General features: G+C 58.7%; 20 protein-coding genes. 12 read left to right on the top strand and 8 right to left on the bottom strand.

Translation table 11 applies throughout. The features are described from left to right. Positions 1-42: 42 nt before the first annotated feature. Genes AB8B20_RS18600 through AB8B20_RS18575 form a run of 6 tightly spaced genes read left to right on the top strand, consistent with a single transcriptional unit; the run spans position 43 to position 5,021 of the window. Positions 43-1,266 carry an ABC transporter substrate-binding protein gene (locus AB8B20_RS18600; protein WP_089263518.1) on the top strand — a complete coding sequence of 408 codons (1,224 nt, stop codon included), beginning with the start codon at positions 43-45 and terminating at the stop codon, positions 1,264-1,266. Positions 1,267-1,286: 20 nt separating this feature from the next. Next, complete coding sequence (locus tag AB8B20_RS18595; protein ID WP_439074368.1) at positions 1,287-2,147, top strand: branched-chain amino acid ABC transporter permease; 861 nt, start codon at positions 1,287-1,289, stop codon at positions 2,145-2,147. Then, entirely contained in the window at positions 2,144-3,115 is a 972-nt protein-coding gene (locus AB8B20_RS18590) for a branched-chain amino acid ABC transporter permease (RefSeq protein ID WP_439074369.1), read from the top strand. The genes AB8B20_RS18595 and AB8B20_RS18590 overlap by 4 nt, the downstream gene beginning before the upstream one ends. Further along, positions 3,112-3,837: an ABC transporter ATP-binding protein gene (locus AB8B20_RS18585; RefSeq protein WP_439074370.1), complete on the top strand. Its 726-nt coding sequence runs from the start codon at positions 3,112-3,114 to the stop codon at positions 3,835-3,837. Before AB8B20_RS18590 ends, AB8B20_RS18585 begins: the two co-directional genes overlap by 4 nt. After that, positions 3,834-4,556, top strand: a complete 723-nt coding sequence (locus tag AB8B20_RS18580) for an ABC transporter ATP-binding protein (RefSeq protein WP_439074371.1) — start codon at positions 3,834-3,836, stop codon at positions 4,554-4,556. The genes AB8B20_RS18585 and AB8B20_RS18580 overlap by 4 nt, the downstream gene beginning before the upstream one ends. 60 nt (positions 4,557-4,616) lie before the next feature. Continuing rightward, positions 4,617-5,021, top strand: coding sequence for a carboxymuconolactone decarboxylase family protein (locus AB8B20_RS18575; RefSeq protein ID WP_068729678.1), 405 nt, complete (start codon positions 4,617-4,619; stop codon positions 5,019-5,021). 164 nt (positions 5,022-5,185) lie between these two features. Here AB8B20_RS18575 and AB8B20_RS18570 read toward each other — a convergent pair whose 3' ends face one another. Both AB8B20_RS18570 and AB8B20_RS18565 read right to left on the bottom strand, forming a co-directional pair. Then, a complete protein-coding gene (locus AB8B20_RS18570) occupies positions 5,186-5,737 on the bottom strand; it encodes a DUF1269 domain-containing protein (RefSeq protein WP_093757596.1) in 552 nt (183 codons plus the stop codon). 70 nt (positions 5,738-5,807) lie between these two features. Continuing rightward, positions 5,808-6,371, bottom strand: coding sequence for an HdeD family acid-resistance protein (locus AB8B20_RS18565; protein ID WP_439074372.1), 564 nt, complete (start codon positions 6,369-6,371; stop codon positions 5,808-5,810). Between the two features lie 1,020 nt (positions 6,372-7,391). Here AB8B20_RS18565 and AB8B20_RS18560 point away from each other — a divergent pair. Continuing rightward, entirely contained in the window at positions 7,392-9,218 is a 1,827-nt protein-coding gene (locus AB8B20_RS18560; protein ID WP_439074373.1) for a metallophosphoesterase family protein, read from the top strand. 174 nt (positions 9,219-9,392) lie between these two features. Beyond that, on the top strand, positions 9,393-9,863 hold the full coding sequence (locus tag AB8B20_RS18555; RefSeq protein ID WP_439074374.1) for a DUF992 domain-containing protein: 471 nt from the start codon (positions 9,393-9,395) through the stop codon (positions 9,861-9,863). 103 nt (positions 9,864-9,966) lie between these two features. Here AB8B20_RS18555 and AB8B20_RS18550 read toward each other — a convergent pair whose 3' ends face one another. Beyond that, complete coding sequence (locus AB8B20_RS18550; RefSeq protein ID WP_439074375.1) at positions 9,967-10,266, bottom strand: hypothetical protein; 300 nt, start codon at positions 10,264-10,266, stop codon at positions 9,967-9,969. 99 nt (positions 10,267-10,365) lie between these two features. Beyond that, complete coding sequence (locus AB8B20_RS18545) at positions 10,366-11,049, bottom strand: hypothetical protein (RefSeq protein ID WP_439074376.1); 684 nt, start codon at positions 11,047-11,049, stop codon at positions 10,366-10,368. Between the two features lie 410 nt (positions 11,050-11,459). On the opposite strand from AB8B20_RS18545, the gene AB8B20_RS18540 reads away from it, so the two are divergent. Both AB8B20_RS18540 and AB8B20_RS18535 read left to right on the top strand, forming a co-directional pair. Further along, entirely contained in the window at positions 11,460-12,005 is a 546-nt protein-coding gene (locus AB8B20_RS18540; RefSeq protein WP_439074377.1) for a hypothetical protein, read from the top strand. A 107-nt stretch (positions 12,006-12,112) separates the two neighbouring features. Further along, positions 12,113-13,552: a basic amino acid/polyamine antiporter gene (locus tag AB8B20_RS18535; RefSeq protein ID WP_439074378.1), complete on the top strand. Its 1,440-nt coding sequence runs from the start codon at positions 12,113-12,115 to the stop codon at positions 13,550-13,552. A 16-nt stretch (positions 13,553-13,568) separates the two neighbouring features. Here the strand turns inward: AB8B20_RS18535 and AB8B20_RS18530 are convergent, their stop codons facing one another. From AB8B20_RS18530 to AB8B20_RS18515, 4 genes are all read right to left on the bottom strand, one after another. After that, positions 13,569-14,669, bottom strand: a complete 1,101-nt coding sequence (locus tag AB8B20_RS18530) for an AI-2E family transporter (protein WP_439074379.1) — start codon at positions 14,667-14,669, stop codon at positions 13,569-13,571. Positions 14,670-14,708: 39 nt separating this feature from the next. Continuing rightward, the gene (locus AB8B20_RS18525) at positions 14,709-15,344 is read right to left on the bottom strand and encodes a response regulator transcription factor (protein WP_093757590.1); all 636 of its coding nucleotides are present in this window, start codon (positions 15,342-15,344) and stop codon (positions 14,709-14,711) included. A 131-nt stretch (positions 15,345-15,475) separates the two neighbouring features. Next, positions 15,476-16,105 carry a response regulator transcription factor gene (locus AB8B20_RS18520; protein ID WP_184512283.1) on the bottom strand — a complete coding sequence of 210 codons (630 nt, stop codon included), beginning with the start codon at positions 16,103-16,105 and terminating at the stop codon, positions 15,476-15,478. A 121-nt stretch (positions 16,106-16,226) separates the two neighbouring features. Continuing rightward, entirely contained in the window at positions 16,227-17,024 is a 798-nt protein-coding gene (locus AB8B20_RS18515; RefSeq protein ID WP_439074380.1) for a sensor histidine kinase, read from the bottom strand. A gap of 524 nt (positions 17,025-17,548) precedes the next feature. Here AB8B20_RS18515 and AB8B20_RS18510 point away from each other — a divergent pair. Together AB8B20_RS18510 and AB8B20_RS18505 are read left to right on the top strand one after the other, a co-directional pair. Beyond that, the gene (locus tag AB8B20_RS18510) at positions 17,549-18,670 is read left to right on the top strand and encodes an efflux RND transporter periplasmic adaptor subunit (RefSeq protein ID WP_439074381.1); all 1,122 of its coding nucleotides are present in this window, start codon (positions 17,549-17,551) and stop codon (positions 18,668-18,670) included. Beyond that, complete coding sequence (locus AB8B20_RS18505; RefSeq protein ID WP_439074382.1) at positions 18,667-21,732, top strand: efflux RND transporter permease subunit; 3,066 nt, start codon at positions 18,667-18,669, stop codon at positions 21,730-21,732. Before AB8B20_RS18510 ends, AB8B20_RS18505 begins: the two co-directional genes overlap by 4 nt. Positions 21,733-21,769: the final 37 nt, after the last annotated feature.

The raw sequence follows: 21,769 nt of genomic DNA, 5'->3' as shown, positions 1-21,769 counted from the left end.
GACGAAGCCGCAAAGGCCGTTCTGCATTCGGAGAAAACGCCCATGTCCAAGACAACCTCCCATCGTGGTGGCCTGAGCCGACGTTCGCTGCTCGCCGGAACCGCGTCTCTGCTGGCCAGCCCGATGATTGTGTCGTCGGCACGCGCGCAGGCGAAGCCGGTCAATATCGGCGTGATCATGCCGCTGTCGGGCGCCAATGCGCAGTTCGGCATCAATTCGCGCAACGGCATCGAATTGGTGGCCGACGAGATCAACGCAGCCGGCGGCATCAAGGCGCTCGGCGGTGCCAAGATCAATCTGATCGTGGCGGACGCGACCTCGACGCCCACCACCGCGGGCACCGTCGCGCAGCGCCTCATCACCCAGAACGAAGTGACGGCGATCCTCGGCGCATTCGCGTCATCGCTGACCATTGCTATTTCGGAAGTCACGGAGCGCCGTGACATTCCGCTGCTCACCATGTCCTTCGCCGACCAGATCACCGGTCGCGGCTTCAAGAACATCTTCCAGATCGTCGCCAAGGCTTCCGCACTCGGAAAAGCGCAGCTCGACTACACGCTTGCGATTGCGCAGGCATCCGGCGCCAAGATCGACAAGATCGCGATCATGTATGAGGACACTGCCTATGGCACTGCGCAGGCGGCCGGCCTTCGTGCCGCTGCCAAGGCAGCCAATATCGACATAGCGATGGACGATGCCTATCCGCTGGGGATCACCGACACCACGCCGTTGATCAACAAACTGCGTGCGTCCGGTGCCCAGGCCGTCTTCCCGGTGTCCTATCTCAACGACAGCCTGCTGCTGATCCGCACCATGCGCCAGCAGCGCATCACGATCCCGGCCATCGGTGGTGCTGCCGGTTATGTCATTCCGGATTTCGAGAAAGGTCTGGGCGAATTCGCGGAGAACGTGCTGTCGATCGCGCCGGCCAATTACGATCTCGCGCCGGATCTCACCGAACGTTTCCGCAAGCGCTTCGGTTACTTCATGGTGCATGAAGCGCTGGAACACGCCGTCGCGCTCGACGTGCTGGTGCAGGCGATCGAGAAGGCGAAGTCGGCCAAGGCCGAGGACGTCACCATGGCGCTGCGCGGTGCGAAGTTCACCGGTGGCTGGACCAAGGCGATGACCGGCGGCGCCGTCGAATTCGACAGCACCGGCCTCAATACCCTGTCCGTTCCCGTCATGGCGCAATGGCGCAACAAGGAGCTCGTCACGGTCTGGCCGAAGGACGTCGCCAAGGGCACCGCGGTCTGGAAGTCCTGACGAACTGAAGAAAGATCGCAGTGTCATTTCTACAAGCAATAATCGATGGGTTGTTGGTCGGCGGCGTCTACGCCGTCATCTCCATCGGCCTGACGCTGGTCTATGGCGTCATGGGCATCGTGAATTTCGCGCAGGCGGAATTTCTGATGATCGGCATGTTCGTATCCTGGTTCGCCTGGGCCTATCTCGGTCTTGATCCGGTGCTGGCCGCGCCGCTGTCCTTTGCGGTGGCGTTCGCCATTGGCTGGCTGGTGCAGGGGCAGTTGATCGCACGCGTGCTGAAGGCGCCCTCGGTGGCACAGATCTTCCTCACGGTGGGCCTGCTGATCGTCATCGAAAACGGATCGCTGCTGCTGTTCGGCTCGCAGTTTCGTTCGGTGACCACGTCCTATCAGACCATGTCGCTATCGCTCGGCGCGCTATTCATCAGCGTGCCGTATCTGATCGCCTTCGGCATGTCGCTGGCCTGTGGTCTGGCCCTGTGGTGGTTCATGCGCACGAGCTGGTTCGGTCGGGCGATGCGCGCGACGGCGCAGAACCCGATGGCCGCGCAGCTGATGGGGATCGATACGGCATTGATGTACAAGATCGCCTTCGCACTCGGCGTCGGCCTCACGGCCTTCGGCGGCGCGGTGATCCTGCCTTATGTCACTGTCTTCCCCGGGGTCGGTGGCCAGTTCGTCGTGCTGATGTTCACCGTCGTTGTGCTCGGCGGTCTCGGCAGCGTTGCGGGTGCCGTCGTCGGTGGGCTCGCGGTGGGCGTCATTCAGGCATTGTCGTCGCTGTTCTTTCCGATCCAGTTGCAGAACCTCATTCTGTTCATCGTCTTTATCTTCGTGCTCGCGGTGAGGCCGCAAGGCCTCGTAGGAGCATCCCGATGAAACGCTGGATCGCAATTCTGGCTGTGATCGCCATTGCGGCTGTGTTGCCGCTGCTGCTCAGCCCGACCGGATACTGGATCCGCGTACTCACCTTCACGCTGCTATTCGCGGCGATGGCACAGGTCTGGAACATCATCGGTGGTCTGGCCAACCAGACGTCGCTCGGCCACGCCGCCTTCTTCGGTATCGGCGCCTATACGTCCACCATCCTGGTGCTGAAATTCGGCATCAGCCCGTGGATCGGCATGTTCGCTGGCGGCTTCCTCGGTGGAATCGCCGCGCTGATCATTGCCGTTCCGACCATGCGTCTGCAGGGCCACTACTTCGCCTTGGCGACGCTGGCCTTCGGCGAAGTGATGCGCGTCATTGCCAATGTCTGGTCGTCGCTCACCGGCGGCCCCGTCGGTCTGTCGGTGCCCTTCGTGCCGCCCAGCATTGCTGCCTATTCGTTCAAGCAGCTATTGCCGCATGCCTATATCGCGCTCATCGCCTTGATCGTCGTGACGGTCATCTTCGAGGCGATTCGGCGCAGTGCCATGGGCTATCGGCTACGCGCCATCAAGGAAAATCCGGCTGCTGCGGAAGTGATAGGCATCGACACCACCAAGGTGAAGCTGCAGACCGCTGTGATCTCCGGCGTCCTGATGGCCATGCTGGGCACGCTCTATGCGCAGGTCGCCGTGTTCTTCGATCCGGATACAGTATTCAGCGCAGCATCCATCTCCATTCGCGTCGCGTTGATCGCCATTCTAGGCGGCGTCGGTACGGCGATCGGTCCGATCCTCGGCGCATTGTTCATCATCCCCGTGGAAGAGCTGATGAACGATCTATTCTCGTCGGGCGCGGCGGGCCTGTCGCAGCTGATCTTTGGCGTCATCCTGATCGCCGTCATTCTGTGGCGGCCACGCGGCTTCATCACCGTGTTCGATTCGCTGATGGCACGCTTCTCGAAGAAGGCACGCTCATGACCATTCTCGATGTGCGTAGCATCTCGCGTCGTTTCGGCGGCCTTCAGGCGCTGTCCGACGTGACGTTCTCGGTACCGAAAGGCCAGATCGTCGGCCTGATCGGCCCGAATGGCGCCGGCAAGACGACGTTCTTCAGTACACTGGTCGGCCTCATTCGCCCGGACAGTGGCTCCATTCAACTCGACGGCACCAGTGTCGTCGGCCAGAAGCCGCATAGGGTTGCGGCGCTTGGCATGACCAAAACGTTCCAGAACGTGGCGCTGTTTGCCGAAAGTTCGGTGCTCGACAACGTGCTCACCGCAGGCCTGTTGCGCCACGATGTCGAGACTGCGCGCAAGGAGGCGTTGATCTGCCTCGACCGCGTCGGGCTCAAATCCGTTGCCCACAAGCTTGCCGGCAATCTCTCGTTTCCCGAGCGCGCGCGCGTCGAACTGGCACGCGCATTGTGTACCGGCCCCAAAGTGCTGCTGCTCGATGAGGTGATGGCCGCGCTCAATCCGGTGGAGATGCAGGAGATCATGGATCTGATCCGCTCGCTGCGCGACGACGGCATCACGCTGCTGGTTGTCGAGCATCATATGCGCGCAATCATGACGATCTGCGATCGTATCCTGGTGCTGAACTTCGGCCGCCTTCTAGCCGATGGTATGCCGGAGCAGGTGGCGAACGATCCGGTGGTGGTGGAAGCCTATCTCGGCCGTTCGATGGAGGCCCACAAATGAATGCGTCTCAGCCATTGCTCGAGATCAAGGGCCTCAATGCCGGTTACGGCGAGATCGAAGTCCTGCACGGCATCGATCTGCAGATGTTCGAAGGCGAGTTCGTCTGCATCATCGGCGCCAATACCGCCGGCAAGAGCACGATCCTGCGCGCGATCTCGCGCCTGGTGCCGCATGTCACCGGCACGTTGCGTTTTGCAGGCAATGATCTGTCGAGCCGCGCCTCGCATGACATCCCCACGCTGGGCATCGCGCATGTTCCCGAAGGGCGCCATGTGTTCTCGGATATGATGGTTGAAGAAAACCTGATGCTCGGTGCCTTCACCGCACGGCATGCCAAGGATCTGTCGTCGCGTATGGAAGGCATCTTCGAACTTTTCCCGCGTTTACGCGAGCGACGGGGGCAATTGGCCGGCACGCTCTCGGGCGGTGAGCAGCAGATGGTCGCTGTCGGGCGCGCGCTCATGCTGCAGCCAAAGCTGCTGCTGCTCGATGAGCCGAGCCACGGTCTGGCGCCGAAGGTCGTCGAAGAGATGCACGATGCCTTCACCAAGATCCACAGCCGTGGAACGTCGATCCTGCTGGTGGAGCAGAATGTCGGACTGGCGCTCGATGTCGCGACGCGCGGCTATGTGCTGGAGAGCGGTCGCATCGCACTGCAGGGCACGTCTGCAGAATTGAATGAAAATCCTGCCGTTCGCGCGGCCTATCTCGGCATATGATCGAGGCAGACGGGCGAACGACGTCGAACCCTTAGCAATCGCAAATAGAAGGAAGAAAATATGAGCTACGATCAGACGATCACCCTTGGCGGAATGTTCGACATCGGTCTTGCCGCACGGCGCGAAGTGCTGGGCGCCGCCTATGTCGACAAGTCGATGCAGTCGACCAATGACTTCATGATGTCGTTCCAGCACATCACCACCGAATGGTGCTGGGGCTACGCCTGGAATCGTCCGGGCCTCGATCGCAAGACCCGCAGCATGCTGAACCTCGCAATGCTGACGGCGCTGAACCGCGCGCCGGAAATCAAGCTGCACACGCGCGGCGCAATCACCAATGGCGTCACGGTCGACGAGATCAAGGAAGTATTGCTGCACGCCACGGTCTATTGCGGCATCCCGGCCGGCCTCGATGCGTTCAAGGCCGCCAATGAAGTGCTCAAGGAAATGGGCAAGGTGGAGTAGGTCAGCCGGCCTGACAACGACACCTCAAACGCAAATTCAACAGTCCGCTTGATCTGCTCAAGATCAGGCGGACTTCGTTATTCGCGGCGATGATACGCACAAGAGCAATTGGCGCAGATATCTACGCCGGACGCTTCTGTTGTACCCATGCCAGTCCCGCAAACTCAGGCAGCGGGCTTGGATGCCGTGGACGTGGATGCCGCTGGTGCTGCCTGAGCCTGGGGCTCGGTTGTGGCCTTGGCGAGCGCGTTCCTGAGCGCCTGCTCCTTGGCATCGTCCAGGGAGGTCTTCAGCACAGTGCCGCCGGCGTCCTGAATTTCCTTGAGCACCTTGTCTGCAGTGATGCTCTTGATGAGAACGAACAGCGCCGCATTTCCCGGCTGAAGGTTTGCCGATAGCTCCTTCATGAAGTCGTCGTTGATGCCGTAATCCGTCAGTGCGCCGCCCAATGCACCGGATGCGGCGCCCAGTGCTACGCCGAGAAGGGGATTCAGGAACAGCACGCCGATCAATAATCCCCAGAAGCTGCCGGAGGCCGCGCCGGCCATGGTGGTATTCATCAGCTGGTTCAGCTTCACGGGGCCGGCTTCGGTTTTTACCGCGATAACGGCATCGCTGATCGTGATCAGATATTCCTTCTGCAGCTTGAACAGACGCTGCCGCACCTCTTCGGCCTTTGCCTCGGATGGATAGATGATCGCAACGAGATCTGACATTTCTATTCCTCCTGACTGAGAGATTTTTATGGTGCCACGTGGCCTTCGTCGTTGATGGTTCCTTCTGCCGCTATGCTGCCTTGGTTCTCAGTTGCCATGCGTAAGCGAGCCACGCCAGACCGTGGGAGATCATGTCGACGGCCAGCAGAGAGCCGAGGACCCACAGGCCCGTCCTGGGAAAACCTGTCAGAATAACCAGACCTGCCAGAACGCCGAATAGTCCTGAAGCCAGCATGATCCAGCCTCCTTTGCTCCAGCGGCTAAATCCAAGCAGCACGCGAATGACGCCGGAAACCAGCAGCAATATACCGAGGACATAGGTGAGGATGATCGCGCTGGCGACGGGCTGCTGCACCAGAACGATGCCGAATGCGACGTAGAGAATGGCGAGCAGGATCTGCCACAGAAATCCTCCCCATCCCTTGGTCCAGAACGCATGGATCATTTCGAACACGCCAGCGGCAATGGCCGTCCAGCCAATGAACAGCGTGCTGATGACAGTGGCGAGAACGACGTCGCCGAGGATCAGGAGCCCGGCCAAAATCAGAACGATGCCAAGCAGTATGCATATCCAGAACGGCGGTGAAGACAAGCCGCTGACGCTTACCGAGGAACTATTGCCATACGTCGTCATCTTGTCCTCCCGCTCCTGCGCTGCTTTTGCGCTATGATTTGAGGCCGCCCGTGTCACCGCGCATGCGCTTCACACCATCAGCGCCAAGCGCAGACGCGGCGACCATGGCGCCACCAACACACACGGCGACGACGTCGCCACGATCGATGCGGGTGGTGAAGGACCCTGCGTGGCGGCCGGCCTGCCACAACCACCTGGGCGTTTTCGGTGAGGGGCTCCAACTTGTTGGCAAGGTCTTTCTGCAGCGGGATTGGCGCGGCCTTGGCAGTCGTCAGAAAGACGCTCGTGCCAAGCCCCGTGGCGACCGCGCTGAACAGAAGGCCCTGCAAGAGGTTTCGCCGATCCATCGCTTCCATAGAACTTCTCCTTTCACGAATAGAAAAGGAACGTCAGGGATAAGGAGGCACCGGAACTGCACGGCCGAGCCGATAATGCGACTCCGAATGGCGACGGCATCGCAAGATCAACGGTGAGGCGCGGACGTGCATGGGCCCGCAAATGGCGGCCGCGAATGATAGTTCGCCAATGAAAACTGTTGTGAAGCGGCGATGGGTTTCAGGCGCCAGCCCTTGAACAGTCTCCGACCAGGTCGATTGCCCGGTCGGGACATCAGGCCGTTCAGCCTGTGTTGCGATCGATTGCGAGTCCATGGGACTCCGTTCCGGCTTTTTATCAGCCTGATTTTTGATATCGCACGGGGCGAATGGATATTACCAAAGGCGCAGTCCGTCAATCAGAACGGGAAGATGCGCTCGATATGGGTATGCCTCGCTGTCTCAATTTTCAGAAGCCTTGAACCGCCTAATTAGATCTGCATGCAGCAACATGTTCGAGAAATTGAGTGATATTTTCAGTGACCTGTCTCTATTTGCCGCGCTCATCTCTCGCCATGCTTCGGTAATTACATCATACGCGCGGTGATGTTGCATCGGGTCAAACCCTGACGCGCGCGGATGTCGTCGAAGATGTGATAGCGTCACTCTGGTGACAGGAACATGCCTGCTCACAAGAGGCGATGCCATGAAGAGAGGGGACGCGGGAGACGACGAGCCGGCGAAAGGGTGGAACAGGGAAACGATCGACCCGCGCCGGGGCGATATCGAGGACGATGCCGCCAGCCCTGAACAGCGAACCCTGCTCTCGATGGCCGGGAGCCTGCTTGTTGAAGTCAGTCTGCCGAAGCTCCTGTTTGCCTGGACAGTATCGCTGTTACTGCCGGCGGTGTCGTTGGGCCTCGCGGCATTGGTTGCTTCTGCCTGGCTCTCAACTCTGTCGGACAAGGTTCTCGTGTTGACGGAGATCGGCGCGTTCCTGGTGGCGATCGGAATCGTCGCGCTGGGGTGGATCGGCTGGAAGCCTCTGTTTCGGGTCGCCGAGATCAATTTCTGGTCTCTTAACGCGCTTGCCATCCAGCCGGGATATGTCTTCGGCCGTGAAGGGCTACAGCATCTGACGGAGAAGGTGCTGGGAAGACATCTGACCGTGCATGGAAGGGCGCGGCTCCGCGCGGTGAATTCGGCCGCGGCAGGAATCGCCATCTCCATCTGCGCTGTGGCGGTCGCGATGTGGGCGTGGCCAGCCTCGCGCTGGACGGGAAGCCTGGAAGATCTTGGTGTTCCTCATCGTTTGATTATTCCGACGCTGGCAAATGCCGCAGTCTTGATATGCGGCTACCTTGCCGGCGCATCGCTTGTCTGGGGTCTGGCCGATGCCCGTATGGCGCAGCCGGTGGACATTGTCGCGTTCGATGCAGCGCCGGCCCACACCAGCATCTGGCGTGTGGCTCACTTGTCGGACCTCCATGTGGTTGGCGAACGATACGGGTTTCGCATTGAAAGCGGGCGCGCCGGACCGCAAGGAAATAGGCGTCTGCAGCAGGTGATGGCGCGACTGGCCGCAATTCATGCTGTTGATCCGCTCGACCATGTACTGATCAGCGGCGATATGACCGATGCCGGACGGGCGACCGAATGGGCGGAGTTTCTGGATGTCCTGTCACACTATCCGGACCTCGTCGCGCGCACCTTCGTGCTGCCCGGAAATCACGATATCAATATCGTGGACCGGGCGAATCCGGCACGGCTGGATCTACCGTTCAGTCCGGGCAAACGGTTGCGACAGGTCCGCACACTTTCGACCATCGCTGCCATTCAGGGCGATAGTGCTTTTGTTGTGAAAGACGGGAAAGGCCATACAACAACACTGAACGACGCGTTGGTGCCGTATCGCCGTCAGATGGCCGATTTCGCGGATCTCGGCGGCCTGCAGCGTGCCGCGCGACTGCGCGGGGTCTTCGATGACTTGTATCCGATGGTGGTTCCGCCTCCGGAGGAGAATGGCCTCGGCATAGCGCTGCTCAATTCCAATGCCGAAACACATTTCTCCTTCACCAATGCACTTGGCCTCGTCTCGATCGAGCAAACCCGTCGGCTGGAGGCTTTTATCGCTCAGTTCCCGAAAGCGCGCTGGATAATCGCATTGCACCATCATCTGATGGAGTATCCGATGCCAGTGACCGCATTCGCTGAACGCATCGGCACGGCTGTGATCAACGGCAGCTGGTTTGTACGTCGGTTGGAGGCCTTTGCCGATCGGGCCGTCGTCATGCACGGACATCGCCATATCGACTGGATCGGCACCTTTGGATCGTTGAAGGTCATTTCGGCGCCGTCACCGGTCATGGGCGCTGCCGATGCGGCCAGCACGCACTTCTATATTCACAGGCTTGCGGCAGGGCCGGGTGAGCAGCTTTGCTTGCTTGAGCCGGAGCGGATCGACGTGCTGGCGGGCGCGCTTGACCATGCGGATGCGGTGGAGGATACGACCGCAAGGCCATCGATCGCGTAATGCTGCTACTCGCAATCGTCTGCGGAAATGTATCGACCAGAAAGCGCGCCGAACCGCATCGCGTCGTAACTATTCGAATCGAAATCGAGTCAGCTTGCGAGTTGTGCCTGACGTGGCGATCTTGCGGCGCTGAATAGCCACTGCCATATTCTCGCGCAGAAAGTGGAGGCTCCCATGATCAAGAAGGCCCTGCTTGGACTTTTCGGCGTATCCCTTTTGCTCTGCGTTTCATCGCTGCCGGCTTCCTCTGCCGCATTCAGGGCAGGAACGCTGACATGTATGAGCAATCCCCGGATCGGCCTGATTATCGGCTCGCGTCAGACGCTGCGATGCGTGTTCAGGGTACGAAATGCGTCACGGCAGTACATCTATGAGGGAACGGTGCGCCGTATCGGCCTGGATCTCGGGGTGACTCCGTCGAGCGCGCTGGTCTGGCGGGTCTTCGCCCGAAACTCACAGGTCGGCCGGGGTACGCTCCGTGGAAATTACGTCGGCGCGAGTGGCAGCGTTGCGTTTGGCCCGGGTCTGGGCGCTAATGTTCTGATCGGGGGATCTCGCAGGACCGTGGTGCTCCAGCCACTGTCGCTTGAGCGCCAGATCGGTGTGAGCCTTGCCGCGGGCATAGCGACGCTGACGTTACGCTAGTGGTGGCGTCAGCTATCTTCATAGTTCCGTGGAGCCAAGCCAACGACATCACGCGATGCAGGATCGTGGTCCGCCAGCCGTGGAAACCGCTAGTTTAATCCTGTCACTCAACTGATTTCTGTTGCCGGCGCAGCCGCATTTGTCGCTCGCTCGGAGGTCGCGGCATGGCGTGCAAACGTGGTCGCCCTCTGCGGTGCAGTGTCTGTCCTTGAGGTTGCCGCGGTTGTTCGACGTTGAGCGGTGACGCTGGTGTCTTCAGGCGGTTGGTGCGGACATCGTCCCGAATTGCTTCAGAATCCAGCCTTTGACCACGCTCGACGGAGTCGCGAGGGTCTGCAATCGCGGAGAACGCAGCGCACAAGAAAATCAACCCTGAACCTGCCGCAGCAATAAAGCGCTTCATGATATCTCCTGTTGAGGATCGCTCCGAACGAAAACTCTTAAACGAGAAAGCTGCACATCTCCATGCGGCCTAACGCAGCTTCCTGGTTTGTCAGATCTGCTAATCGTCGCTTAGCCCAAGGCGCCGGCGAGCCGCCTCGATGTCCGATGTGTCTTCGTCCGATGTGTCTTCGTGATCGGCCACCAGATCACCCCGCGAGGGGGGCCGTGAAGACGCCGTTCGCTCAGATCGACGCGTATCCGTCCGGAGCGACCAGAAAGCCATGGCAAGGCCGATCACGAAGACCACAACCAAAATCAGAAAGAGCGCCGATTGCTTGATCCAGGAGATCGCGGGAACTGCCAGAGCCATTGAGAGGCCGAGAAAGCCCATTTGCAGCGACATAAGGTTCAGCCCGGCGAGAAAAGTGCCAAGCGCCAGCAACATCAAAAGCACGAGACTCGTCGCAGGCGCGGGCAGAAGCTGTTGAACGCCTGCCAGCAGCATGATGTTCATCGTAACAAGAACCGCGATCCAGTGCAGCGCTTGCGTCCATACCAGTCGAACCCTGGCTTTCCTGTCATCGAGCTCGGTCCATTCAGTGACGACGCAGACGACACCAATTGCGAGGGCAAGGAACTCCCAATAGCCAATGAGTGGTTTGCCTGAAAAATTCGTATAGGCCACGCCTGCAATTGCCAGCGCGAGAATGGCAAGAAAGGGGAGCTGCCTGAGGACAATGCTTCTCGTTCTGAAGTGACGGTCTTCAGCATGCCGACCCGGTGGCAGATCCAGTTCACTCATCGACGATCCAGTCGTAATCGCGCCTGTTGTCGCGAATTCCAAACGTCACGTCCTCCTTCAAAAGGCTAGCCTAGGCTTCCGTGAGGCCGATGCGATATCGGCTGATCACCTTAGGGGACCTAGGGGATTTCCCGATGAGTTCGCAGGCATCAATTTGTTTCCGGTCTGGCTGAGGCGTCGCTGGACGCAACAAACGCGGCGCAATCGGCGTTCCCTAATCTGGATCTGCATCTCGCCCTAGGGGAAACACCTGATTGTACTGGTGGCAGCGTCAATGATCTGCTGGGACTTCTCGGCTCGTCGGACGGTCCCTGCGACGGCCGCGCCAGCATGCATCGTTGCTCGAAGACGATCGAGAAAGGCTTATGAGAAACCGTTCGACCGAAGGGGCACAAGTCGGGCGAATAGAAATGAAGCTTCGCAAGGTATCGCAGCTTTTCGATACGCTCGATCCGTCTCCGTTCCGCGAGACTGATCTCGCGCTACAGGCTGAGGATTATATCGTTGATCGCGCGCTGGAGTTTTCCGACCGTGTCCCAATTGAAATCGTCATCCATCTGCCGCCTGACGAACTGCGGAAAACGCACGTATCCGATATCGCTGCCGCCGTCAGATACTACTTTGGCCTTCGAAGCCAGGCCGTCTCGCGTGAACTGAGCGAGTTATTCAAGACCGGTCGGCTGTCACTCGTCGTCGGAATGGTGATCCTTTTCATTTGCCTCTTGCTCGGCTGGGTCTTCGCTCAGCGAATGACGGAGGGACCGTTCTCAAGGGTTCTGTCAGAGAGCTTTCTTATTCTGGGCTGGGTTGCGATCTGGAAGCCTTCGGAAATCTTTCTTTACGCCTGGCCACCCGTTGCAGCTCGCAGAAAACTCTTTGACCGGCTTTCCAGGGCAGCTGTTCTGCTCGATGAGGACGACACCGTGTTGTCGACTGCAGAAGGTGCAAACGGATAGCCGGAACGATCTCGGAGGGACCCGGAAACGGTGCCTCCTATTGCTGCGCCAATACCGGTCCTTCTTCATTCGACCGATCGTCTTCGAGCGTCAGGTTCAATAGAAAAATGGGAACATCATCCAATCCATCCGATCAGAAGCTCTCGCGCGGCGCGTTGATTGCGCTCGTGGTCGGCTCGATGGTCGGCTCCGGGATCTTTGCATTACCATCGGCATTCGGTCGCGCCACGGGCGGTCTCGGCGCCCTGATTGCCTGGTGCATCGCCGGCACCGGAATGCTGATGCTCGCTTTTGTCTTTCAGACGCTGTCCCGGCGTCGGCCCGATCTCGATACGGGCATTTTCGCCTATGCTGAAGCTGGCTTCGGCGACTATGCCGGCTTTGCATCTGCGGCCGGTTACTGGATCGGATGCTGCCTTGCCGATGTTGCGTGTCTTGTGCTGATCAAAGCGACATTGGGACAGTTCTTTCCGGTGTTTGGCGACGGCACCACGCCCGTTGCGATCGTGGCCGCGTCGTTGCTGCTCTGGAGCGTTCATATCCTTATCCTCCGCGGCATCAAGGAAGCTGCTGCGCTCAATACGATTGCGACATTCGCGAAGATGATACCGATACTCCTTTTCATCGTCGTTGCCGCTTTTGCGTTCAAGGCCAACGTCTTCGCACTTAATTTCTGGGGTGGTGAGGAACCGAGCTTTGCCAGTGTGTCGAACCAGGTTCGCAACACGATGCTCGTCACCGTATTCGTGTTTGTGGGGATCGAAGGAGCAAGCGTCTACTCGCGCTATGCAAAGGACCGCAACGATGTCGGGATCGCGACGGTTCTGGGTTTTCTCGGTGTGCTCGCTTTGCTTGTCCTGGTCACCATGCTGTCCTATGGAATTCTGCTCCGCCCAGAGCTAAGCGCGCTCGCGACGCCGTCGATGGCGGGCGTATTGGAAGCGATCGTGGGGCCTTGGGGCAAGGTATTCATCAGCATCGGCCTGCTGATCTCCGTGCTTGGAAATTATCTGTCCTGGTCATTGCTCGCCGCCGAGGTTCTCCATTCCGCAGCCGTCAGCGGCACGATGCCGCGCTTCCTCACGCGCGAGAACGTCAATAAAGTACCCGCAGGGGCGCTGTGGCTTACCAACTGCCTGATTCAGCTGTTCCTGCTCGTTACTTATTTTGCCGAGTATGCCTTTACGTTGGCATTGAAGATGACGAGTTCAATGACGCTCATTCCCTATCTGTTTGTCGCAGCATACGGACTTAAGCTCGCATGGACCGGGGAAACATATCGGACAGAGCCGCGTAGCCGCGCCATCGACTGGGTGCGCGGTGCGCTTGCTACGATCTACGCGGCTGTGATGATTTACGCAGGCGGTCCCACCTTCCTGCTGCTTTCGGCGCTTCTCTATGCGCCGGTCACGATCCTGTTTGTGATCGCGCGGCGGGAGCAGAAAGCAACAGTCTTTGCGTCTGCCGAGGGAATCCTGTTCGGAGCGATCCTCGTGGCAGCTGCCGCTGGCCTCTACAATCTGGCGATGGGCAATATTTCCATCTAGTCGGAGTTTCCCGCCTCTATCTAAGGTCAGGACCGTCGTTCAGGTTATCTCCCAGGCAGTCCTCCACATAGAGTCGAAGAACGGCGACGCGCCCGATCGCGAATAGCGGCATCGCAAGCGCAATTCCCAGGACGCCGAATAGAGAGCCGAGCAGGACGATGGCGACCAGCGTCCATGCGGGCGGCAGCTCCACCGCGCGCCGCTGAATGAGCGGGCCGATCACATAGCCCTCGATGGATTGAATAACGGTGTAGATCCCGATGGCCCAGATCACCATCGAGGGGCCAAGCGGCATTGCCACCAATCCCACGGGGATACTGGCCAATATCGGCCCGAGATAAGGCACGAAGTTCGACAGGCCGGCCTGCAGGCCGAGCAGAAAGGCGCTTGGAAGCCCGAGCAAATAGAGCGCCAGCCACACGCAGGCGGTCATCAGGACGATCCGGATCAGTTGTCCCATGAGCCATGAGCGCAGCACGGCGCCCATTTCATCCAGAACAGAACGCATGCGCTCGCGCGAGGAGGGCTTGACCAACAATACGACGCCGTCGCGATAGGCCTGCGGATCGAGCGAAAAGAGAAGGCCAAGAAATATGATGACGAGCGTATTGGCAAGAAAGCTCGAGGCGGTCCCGACGGCCGATTGCGCGTGGCCAAAGAGCTTGTCGTGATCGGGAAACCAGCGGGAAAAGTCGCGCCCTCCGTCCGGGCCGAACAGATCCACGCCAAAAGCCAGCAGACGTTGTTGCAGGATATCCAGTTGAGCGTCCATGACGCGCATCAGGATCCGGGCCTGCTCGGGGATTTTTCCAATCCCCCATATTGTCCCCAGCACGACCACTGCAGTCAGGATGACGATCACGATGGCTAGCCGCCACGCGCGCGCGATCGGAATGTATCGACCAAGCGACCGAGCGCAGGCATCGAGAAGCGATGCAAGCAGGATCGCCGCAAATATGATGAGAAGGCTGGACGACGCGCGCCATGCGAGGAAGATGCCGCTGGCAACACCCAGAATAACGAGTGCTCCCCCGAGGGTCAGCCGCCGGCCGGCGTTCGCGCCTGCCGTCGGAAGATCCTGACTTCGAACGTCCTTGGCTAGGATGGCTTGATCCACTCTCGGCTCAGGCATGGTCCCCCACATTTCCTATGGCAGCTAGGGTCCAATCAGTTTCATGCGAATTGCATACCGGACCAGTTCGGCAGTGGAGGAAACTCCAAGTTTGCGCATGGCGGATGCGCGGTGGGCTTCGACAGTTTTCACGCTGAGATTCAGTACCGTGCCGACGGACTTGTTGGTGTGTCCTTCGGCGATCAGCTGAACAACGTTTTGCTCGCGTAACGACAGCAGGACTTTCGATTTGTCCTTCTTGCTGGCCAGGTAGTCGTGAAGCAATTTTTCCACGACCACACCGGTGAAGTAAGGCCGGTGATTGAGTAATGCGTCGATCGCTGCAATGAGATGATGTCGCGCATCTGACTTTAACAAGAAGCCTCGTACCCCTGCCAGGAGGGATTCGGTGAGGATTTCATTGCTTTCATGCATTGTCAGGATGAGCACCTCCGTCCGGGGGTAATGCAACTTGATCTGACGGCTCACCTCCAGACCATTCAGGACGGGCATGGAATAGTCGACAATTGCTATATCGGGCTTCAACTCCCTGATCATAGCGACCGCAGCCCTGCCATCGCTCGCTTCGCCGCTCACAGCCCAGTCCGCACGGCTTTCGACGATCGCGCGCAATCCGGATCGCACGACTTCATGATCGTCTGCAATCAAGATCTGCTTCACAGTGCCGTTCCCATTCGTTGGAACCACTGGCCATATCCAATTGACGAAAGCAGCGCGCTAGAACGACCGCCTCGAAATGATATGCATCACGGCTGCCAAATCCGTGAAGGCCGTCGACCATGTTTGCGCAATCATGCTTCTACTAGATTGTTTCGTACGGCGTACCGAACCAGACCTGCAGTCGATTTTACGTTGAGCTTGCGCATCGCCGCAGCTCGGTGGGTCTCGGTCGTCTTGATACTCAAATTCAATGTCTCGCTTACACGCTTGTTGCTGTAACCCTCGGCAACCAGTTTAACGATTGTCTTCTCGCGCGGCGAAAGCGATCGGCTTGCGCCAATATTGCCGTCGGCCGATCCGACCATTGTGCCGCAAATCGCGCCGGCATGAAACGATCTGTGATGCATCAGTGATTCAACGGCCGCCAGGAGCATTTTGTTGGCATCGGATTTTCGCAGGAATGCGCGAACGCCAACTTGAGATGCCTGTAGTTCGAGCGCGATCGAGTCGTGCATCGTGAAGATAAGCACCTCTGTTGGAAGTTTGTACTCCTTCATCCGCCTCGCAACTTCGAGGCCGGTCATGAATGGCATCGAGTAATCAACGATAGCGACATCCGGCTGCTTCTCGATGGCGCAAGCAACGGCTTCTTTACCATCGCGAGCCTCGCCAACGACCTCCCATCCGGGACGTCGTTCCAGTATTGCACGAATTCCAGCCCGCACCGCGTCATGATCATCGGCTATCATAATCTGCTTCATGGTCCTCAGTACTCCGATGTCATTTCCTTACAGGCGGCAAAATACTTTCATCGAGAAGATCCAGCCCCTGGAGTTCGTTGCCCTCGCTGAGCGTCAGATTGTTGAATCCGTTAGCTGACCTTTAGCCATGCGACGGTCGGATCTTCGTCGATCCTCGGCCGCCCTGGTGGATACCCGCTGGTTTGTTTCCTTTGCGCGAGATGGCTCGTGGAATAGTCGCGTACACCGTTGTCCCGCTACATGCCGCTGTGGATGACGAGTGGATCTCAAATGTGCCTCCCATCTGATCCAGTCTCGCTCTCATGGCCGGAATTCCAACACCAAGCGGCACTGCCTTATGGCGATCTCTCGCCTGAGAAATCGGCATTCCGCAGCCGTTATCGCTGATCCGAAGCGTGACGTTGATGTCTGTGGCCCTGATCGAGATAGTCACCTGCGTCGCTTTCGCGTGCCTGAAGACGTTCGCGAGGGCTTCCTGGATAACTCTCAGCAATGAGCGCTGCGTTTCGTTAGGCAATGTATCGACCGCAGCATCGATCTTGAGACGCGTTTCCAGCGATGTCCGCGATGAAAGCCCCACCACAAACTCCTCGATCGCCGACTTCAATCCGCCGTCGAGCAAGTTCTGGGGATGCAGGAGGTAGGTGAAAGCCCTGATTTCCCTAAGGGCCTCACAGATCGACGCATCGATCTCATCACAAATTTTTATGGCGCTGCCGATGCCAGCAACGGCGCACCTCATTCGCATCATATTCAAACTCGCGGCCAGCAGATGCTGGCAAGTCGAATCGTGAAGGTCTGATGCAATCCGCTGCTGCATATCCTCCTGAAGCGCTAAGAGCTGCTTACCAGGGCCTGATTTGCCAAGTTTCGATTTTGTTCGTGCACTAGCGGTGCCGTTGAAAGTGTCGTGAACCACGATCTTTTCCCGAACGTGAATTCGACACGAGTCGTCTACGTGAGCCTTGTGGGCCATCATGTAGTCCGATGCATCTTGGATCGAGTGGCGAGTAACCACTAAGGTTAAATGCCATCGTTCTCTTGCGCGAAGTTGTCCTTACTAAATACCCTTGATTGAATCGGCGTCAAGTAAGATGTCGCCAGATCGTCCGATGTGCGACTGACTGTACTCAGTCTCAAAATATACGAAGTAACAATAGAAGTAATTTCAGTTAATTGCCGCGTTTGCTTTGCACAAGGAACCTTGTCGTCTTCAACAGGGCGCATGAATCCCGCTGCGGTTTGAGAGTGTCAGCACGGCGCCAGAGAATCGTTGGTGCGATCAGTAGTTTCCCCGATACCGGGTAGATATCCGCAACTCCAGAATACTTCGAGTCATAGAAGAATTGGCGGGCAAGCGATCACGCAGGCAAAAGCCAGCTACCTGCTTTTGCGAGGTGGTCGCGAATCTGGTGTGCAATTTTGCTCAACGAGGGTTTCTTCATGCCTGCGTATGCGCGTCATGCCTACCTATGTCGAGTTACACGATATCGAACGATTATAATTATTCTAACCATTGTGCCGGCGTTTCTGCTGACGGCGTGCGGCAGAGAGTCTGCTGAGACTGCTCCTGTCGTGCGGCCCGTGCGTACGGTCACTGTTGCGAAGAGCATTGCGGGCGCGCCGCTTTCATTCACCGGCCGTATCGAAGCGGAAGACGAGGTGGCGCTGGCATTTCGTATCTCGGGTCGGCTGATCGAGAATAACGGGAAAACCGGAGATCGGGTGCAGCCCGGTCAGGTCATCGCGCGGCTTGAATCCCAGAATGAGTTGAACACGTTGCGCCAGGCTCAGGCGGCTGTCGCGGCCGCGCAGGGGCAACTGACCCAAGCACGCAATCATTTCGATCGCCAGCAGACACTGCTTGCGCAGGGCTGGACCACCCGCGTCAACTACGACCAGGCAACGCAGGCGCAACAAACCGCTCAATCGCAGGTCGATGCCGCCGAGGCCCAGCTCAAGACGGCACATGATCTGGTGAGCTTTACCGAGCTGAAGGTCGACGCGCCGGGCGTCATAACCGCTGTCGGACCTGGCGCTGGAGAAGTTGTCCAGGCCGGGCAAATGATTCTCAGGCTGGCGCGGCAAGATGGCCGCGACGCAGTCTTTGACGTACCGGCTCAATTTTTTCGATCGGCACCGAGCGATCCGCAAATAACCGTCAGCCTGACGGACGATCCCGCGGTGATGGCTCACGGTCGTGTCCGTGAGGTCGGCGCCCAGGCCGATCCCGTCACGCGCACCTTTGAAATCAAGGTTGGCCTGACGGATCCGCCGGCGGCCATGCGGCTTGGCGCGACCGTCGTGGGGCGCATGGAAATGGATGCCGTCCCCATGATCGAGATCCCGGCATCGGCATTGACGAGGGCCAATCAACAGCCCGCAGTCTGGATTGTCGATCCCGCGAGTCGCACGGTTTCGATCCGAAACGTGGACGTCTTGCGCTTCGAGCAAGCGCAGGTCGTGGTGTCTCAGGGACTCGACACGGGGGAGGTCGTCGTGACCGCGGGTGTGCAGGCGCTGCACCCCGGCCAGAAAATACGTCTTCTTGGGTCAGAGCAATGACCGGCTTCAACCTCTCGGAATGGGCACTTAAGCACCGTTCCCTGGTGGTTTATGTCATGATTGTTGCCGTTATCTTCGGTGTCCTGTCCTATTTCCGCCTCGGTCGCAGCGAGGACCCGTCATTTATCATCAAGACGATGATCGTTCAGGCGGCATGGCCCGGAGCAACGGTTGAGGAGACCGTCAAACAGGTCACCGAGCGCCTCGAGCGCAAGCTGCAGGAAACACCGCATCTGGACTTCCTGCGCAGTTTCACGCGGGCAGGCGTCACCACAATCTTCGTCAACCTGCAGGGGAACGCGAACGCCAAACAAGTCTCCGACACCTGGTATCAGGTCCGCAAGAACATTGGTGATATCCGCCATACGCTGCCGGCAGGGGTGGTCGGACCCGGGTTTAACGATGATTTCGGCGATACGTTCGGAATTATCTATGGCTTCACGAGCGACGGTTTCACGCACCGCGCGCTTCGCGACTATGTGGAAGACGTCCGCTCGAAACTTCTTCTAGTCCCCGACGTATCGAAGATCGAGTTGCTGGGAGCTCAGGACGAGCGGATCTTCGTTGAATTCTCGATGAAGGAACTGGCAAGCCTTGGCATCGACCGCACAGCACTGCTGTCCGCTCTCCAGACGCAGAATATCATAAGACCAGCCGGCACGATTCAGACGGGCGACGAGACACTATCGCTTCGGGTATCGGGTGCATTTCAGTCCGAGCAGGATGTTGCTGACATCAATTTCGTTGCTGGCGGGCGCATGATCCGCCTGAGCGACATTGCCCGGATTACGCGCGGCTATTCCGATCCGCCGCAGCCCCTCTTTCGCGTCAACGGCGAGCCAGCCATCGGCCTGGCCATCTCGATGCGTGACGGCGGAGACATTCTCGCGCTCGGCAAGAGTCTCAAGCGGGCGATGGCTGCGATCACGGCGGATCTGCCGATTGGCATTGAACCGAAGCTCATTGCCGACCAGGCTGTCACGGTCGAGAGCGCCATCTCCGAATTCATGATGTCATTGCTGCAGGCAATTGCCATCATTCTCGTGGTGAGTTTTATCAGCCTTGGCGTGCGCCCGGGCCTGATCATTGCGCTGTCCATACCGCTGACACTCGCCATCGTCTTCCCGATCATGAAGCTTGCCGGAATCGACATGCAGCGCATATCGCTCGGTGCACTCATTATCGCCCTCGCGCTCCTCGTCGATGATGCCATGACCACCACGGATGCCACCCTGAATCGCCTGGCGGAAGGCGACGACAAGGTCCAGGCGGCCAGCTTTGCCTTTCGCACCTATGCATTCGCCATGCTGGCGGGAACACTGGTGACCATCGCGGGCTTCGTGCCCGTCGGTTTTGCCGCGAGTTCTGCGGGAGAATACACGTTCTCCCTCTTTGCCGTTGTCAGTATCGCGCTGATCGTCTCCTGGTTCGTTGCCGTGATCTTTGCTCCGCTGATGGGCGTTCTCATCCTCAAGCCGCCGAAGGATCGCAAGACGGATGCCCCCGGCAGAGTTTTCAGGTGGTATCGCGGCTTCCTGATATTCGCCATGCGGGCGAAATGGCTGACCATCGCGCTCTCGCTGCTTCTTTTCGTCGGCTCGTTTCTTCTTCTCCCGTTCATCCCCCGGCAATTCTTTCCGTCGTCCGATCGTCCGGAGTTGCTTGTCGATATCAGTCTGCCGCAGAACGCATCCATCTATGCCAGCCAGACAGCGGCACAGAAATTCGATGCCGCCCTGCAGGGCGATCCGGACGTTGCGCGCTGGAGCACCTATGTGGGCCGCGGTGCCATCCGGTTCTATCTTCCGCTCAATGTTCAGCTGCCCAATGATTTCTTTACCCAGTCAGTGGTCGTCGCAAAGGATGTCGCGGCGCGTGAACGTATCCGCGCAAAGCTGGAGACGCTTCTGGCGAATGATTTTCCCAATGCCATTACACGGGTCTCGCCTCTTGAGCTTGGGCCGCCGGTCGGCTGGCCCGTCCAATATCGCGTCAGTGGTCCTGACGCAGGCATGGTGCGCGAAATCGCGTTCAAGCTCGCCCAGATCATCGCCGCCAATCCCAAGGCGAATGGTGTCAATTTTGACTGGATCGAGCCGGCAAGGCAGGTGCGTATTCGGGTCAATCAGGACAAGGCCCGGTTGCTCGGGTTGAGTTCTCAAGCCCTGGCAGGCGTGCTGAATACGGTCATCTCAGGCACCACGGTCACCCAGGTTCGCGATGATATCTATTTGATCGATATCGTTGCGCGCGCGGTCGATGACCAGCGCGTCTCATTGCCCAACTTGCGCAATTTGCAAGTTCCGCTGCCAGGCGGGCAGACGGTTTCGCTCAGCCAGTTCGCAACTTTCGAATACGAACAGGAATATCCCCTGATCTGGCGGCGCGACCGTGTCCCGACCCTGACGGTGCAGACGGATATCACTGCCGGTGCAATTCCGGAATCCGTCGTCAACTCGCTGACGCCGGCCGTTGCCGCGTTGTCGAAGACCATTCCAGCATCCTACAGGATCGTGGTTGGGGGCACGGTCGAAGAAAGTCAGAAGTCGCAGGCATCGGTCATCGCCGTTGTGCCGGTGATGCTGCTGATCATGTTTACGGTCCTCATGATCCAGCTCCAGAGCTTTCAGCGGCTGCTTCTCGTCCTGAGCGTCGCGCCTCTTGGGCTCATCGGCGTGGTCGCCGCCCTTCTGCTGTCGGGCCGTCCGCTCGGTTTCGTCGCGATTCTGGGCATTCTCGCACTGCTCGGCATGATCACGAAAAATGCGGTGATCCTGATCGGCCAGATCGACGCCGAACGCGATGAAGGGAAAAGCGTGTGGGACGCCGCGCTGGATGCCTTGAGCTCTCGTTTTCGCCCGATCATGCTGACGGCCGTGTCGACCGTGCTCGGCATGATACCGATCGCCCCAACGGTGTTCTGGGGACCGATGGCTTTTGCGATCATGGGTGGGCTGTTGGTTGCGACGGTTCTCACTCTGATCTTTCTGCCCACATTGTATGTGGCATGGTTCAGGGGAAAAGAGGGGACGTCGGACCCACTCCGATCGACGCAGGCATAGTCAGGTCGTACCTGTGTCGCGCCGTCGCCCGTTTCGG

It is taken from the genome of Tardiphaga sp. 866_E4_N1_4, assembly GCF_052076075.1.
Classification (GTDB): Bacteria; Pseudomonadota; Alphaproteobacteria; order Rhizobiales; family Xanthobacteraceae; genus Tardiphaga; species Tardiphaga robiniae.
The sequence above is the reverse complement of the archived record's forward strand: the minus strand, read 5'-3'. Positions and strand labels throughout refer to the sequence as shown.

What these genes read in the sequence shown, in the direction of transcription:
- AB8B20_RS18600 (WP_089263518.1), top strand. Translation starts at nt 43, where the DNA reads ATGTCCAAGACAACCTCCCATCGTGGTGGCCTGAGCCGACGTTCGCTG.
- AB8B20_RS18590 (WP_439074369.1), top strand. Translation starts at nt 2,144, where the DNA reads ATGAAACGCTGGATCGCAATTCTGGCTGTGATCGCCATTGCGGCTGTG.
- AB8B20_RS18585 (WP_439074370.1), top strand. Translation starts at nt 3,112, where the DNA reads ATGACCATTCTCGATGTGCGTAGCATCTCGCGTCGTTTCGGCGGCCTT.
- AB8B20_RS18580 (WP_439074371.1), top strand. Translation starts at nt 3,834, where the DNA reads ATGAATGCGTCTCAGCCATTGCTCGAGATCAAGGGCCTCAATGCCGGT.
- AB8B20_RS18575 (WP_068729678.1), top strand. Translation starts at nt 4,617, where the DNA reads ATGAGCTACGATCAGACGATCACCCTTGGCGGAATGTTCGACATCGGT.
- AB8B20_RS18570 (WP_093757596.1), bottom strand. Translation starts at nt 5,737, where the DNA reads ATGTCAGATCTCGTTGCGATCATCTATCCATCCGAGGCAAAGGCCGAA.
- AB8B20_RS18565 (WP_439074372.1), bottom strand. Translation starts at nt 6,371, where the DNA reads ATGACGACGTATGGCAATAGTTCCTCGGTAAGCGTCAGCGGCTTGTCT.
- AB8B20_RS18560 (WP_439074373.1), top strand. Translation starts at nt 7,392, where the DNA reads ATGAAGAGAGGGGACGCGGGAGACGACGAGCCGGCGAAAGGGTGGAAC.
- AB8B20_RS18555 (WP_439074374.1), top strand. Translation starts at nt 9,393, where the DNA reads ATGATCAAGAAGGCCCTGCTTGGACTTTTCGGCGTATCCCTTTTGCTC.
- AB8B20_RS18550 (WP_439074375.1), bottom strand. Translation starts at nt 10,266, where the DNA reads ATGAAGCGCTTTATTGCTGCGGCAGGTTCAGGGTTGATTTTCTTGTGC.
- AB8B20_RS18545 (WP_439074376.1), bottom strand. Translation starts at nt 11,049, where the DNA reads ATGAGTGAACTGGATCTGCCACCGGGTCGGCATGCTGAAGACCGTCAC.
- AB8B20_RS18540 (WP_439074377.1), top strand. Translation starts at nt 11,460, where the DNA reads ATGAAGCTTCGCAAGGTATCGCAGCTTTTCGATACGCTCGATCCGTCT.
- AB8B20_RS18535 (WP_439074378.1), top strand. Translation starts at nt 12,113, where the DNA reads ATGGGAACATCATCCAATCCATCCGATCAGAAGCTCTCGCGCGGCGCG.
- AB8B20_RS18520 (WP_184512283.1), bottom strand. Translation starts at nt 16,105, where the DNA reads ATGAAGCAGATTATGATAGCCGATGATCATGACGCGGTGCGGGCTGGA.
- AB8B20_RS18510 (WP_439074381.1), top strand. Translation starts at nt 17,549, where the DNA reads ATGCCTGCGTATGCGCGTCATGCCTACCTATGTCGAGTTACACGATAT.
- AB8B20_RS18505 (WP_439074382.1), top strand. Translation starts at nt 18,667, where the DNA reads ATGACCGGCTTCAACCTCTCGGAATGGGCACTTAAGCACCGTTCCCTG.